The organism is Corallococcus sp. 4LFB (assembly GCF_046520365.1).
Classification (GTDB): domain Bacteria; phylum Myxococcota; class Myxococcia; order Myxococcales; family Myxococcaceae; genus Corallococcus; species Corallococcus caeni.
In genome coordinates this window covers 1-1,506 of the sequence record NZ_JBKGHJ010000960.1, presented here as the reverse complement: position 1 = coordinate 1,506, position 1,506 = coordinate 1, and the positions used below count along the sequence as shown (strand labels likewise).

General features: G+C 72.7%; 2 protein-coding genes. One reads left to right on the top strand and one right to left on the bottom strand.

The annotated features are described in order from the left end of the window. Window positions 1-592: type 1 glutamine amidotransferase domain-containing protein (locus tag ACLEQD_RS43175; protein WP_410391757.1), on the bottom strand; the 592-nt coding region annotated here is incomplete at its 3' end. Window positions 593-821: 229 nt separating this feature from the next. Here ACLEQD_RS43175 and ACLEQD_RS43170 point away from each other — a divergent pair. Further along, window positions 822-1,506 (top strand): isoaspartyl peptidase/L-asparaginase family protein (locus ACLEQD_RS43170; RefSeq protein WP_410391758.1); only part of this gene is annotated, 685 nt, incomplete at its 3' end.

Sequence of the window (1,506 nt, the reverse complement as noted above, 5' to 3'; positions counted from 1 at the left end):
CGGGCCGAGGCGCGGCGCGGCTCGCGGTGGAGCGGCGGGTGATGGCGGGCGACATGCGCTCCGCGAGCAGCTCCACCATCGCGTGCTCGAAGGCGAGCAGGTCGTGCGGTCCCCGGCTGGACACCCAGTTTCCGTCGCGCACCACGGGCTCGTCCGTCCAGTGCGCGCCCGCGTTCTCCAGGTCGTTGCGGATGCCCGGCCAGGACGTCACGTGGCGGCCTTCCAGCAGCCCCGCCGACGCGAGCAGCCACGGCCCGTGACAGATGACCGCGATGGGTAGGTCCAGCAGGTCCGCGTCCTTCACGAAGTCCAGCGCCAGGGCGCTCTGCCGGAGGAAGTCCGGGTTCATGAAGCCGCCGGGCAGCAGCAGCGCGTCGAAGTCCGCGGCCTTCACCTCGCGCAGCGTGGCGTCCACGCGCACCTTGCGGCCGGGCACCAGCAGGTTCATGCCCCGGATGCGGCCCTTGTGGAGGGAGACGATGGTGACGCTCGCGCCCTCTTTCTCCAGGCGCTTCACCGGCCGCGTCAGCTCCACCTGCTCGAAGCCATCCGCCGCCAGCACGGCCACCCGCATCCCCTTCAGCTTCTTCATCGCCCTGTCCTCCCCGATGTCCCGATGTCTGGCGCTGCCCTGCAACCCAAACCTGCACGGTGGACATGCCCTCCCGGGAGGGGAAGCGGAGGGCAGGCGGACAGGCGGGCGCTCGCGGTGTCGCCGGGTGAAATCCCCCCGGGGGCTGGTGCGGCGCGGCATGCGGCGGTCCTGGACGCCCCCGGGTGAACGGCTCTACGACAAGGGTTCCTTTCTGGAGGCGCACGGCATGTCCCCCACGTTCTCTCCCCGGATGCACCGGAGCCTGCTCGCGGGCACGGCGCTGCTGCTGGCCCCCATGGGCTGTGCCACGTCCTCGCAGGTGGGCGCCGCGCGTGACGAGGCGGCCCTGCGCACGGATGAACCGCCGCGCGTGAAGCCGAAGTGGGGCCTGGTCATCCACGGCGGCGCGGGCGTGATTTCGCGGGAGAACCTCAGCCCGGAGCGCGAGGCCGCGATGCGCGCCGTGCTCACGCAAGCGCTCCAGGCGGGGCACGCGGTGCTGGCCAGGGGCGGCCGCAGCCTGGACGCGGTGACGGCGGCCATCCGCGTGATGGAGGACTCGCCGTACTTCAACGCCGGCAAGGGCGCGGTGTTCAACCACGACGGCGTGAACGAGCTGGACGCGGCGGTGATGGACGGCAAGACGCGCATGGCCGGCGCGGTGGCCGGCGTGCGCCACATCCAGAACCCCATCGACCTGGCGCGGCTCGTGATGGAGAAGTCGCCGCACGTGATGATGGTGGGCGACGGGGCGGAGGCCTTCGCGCGGTCGCAGGGCATGCCCCTGGTGGACGCGAAGTACTTCTACACGGAGGAGCGCTGGCAGGGCCTCCAGCGCGCGCTGGAGCAGGAGCGCGCGAAGGAGGCGCCGCCCACGCCCGCGCAGCCGTCCGCCCCCGGGCAGCCGCCCG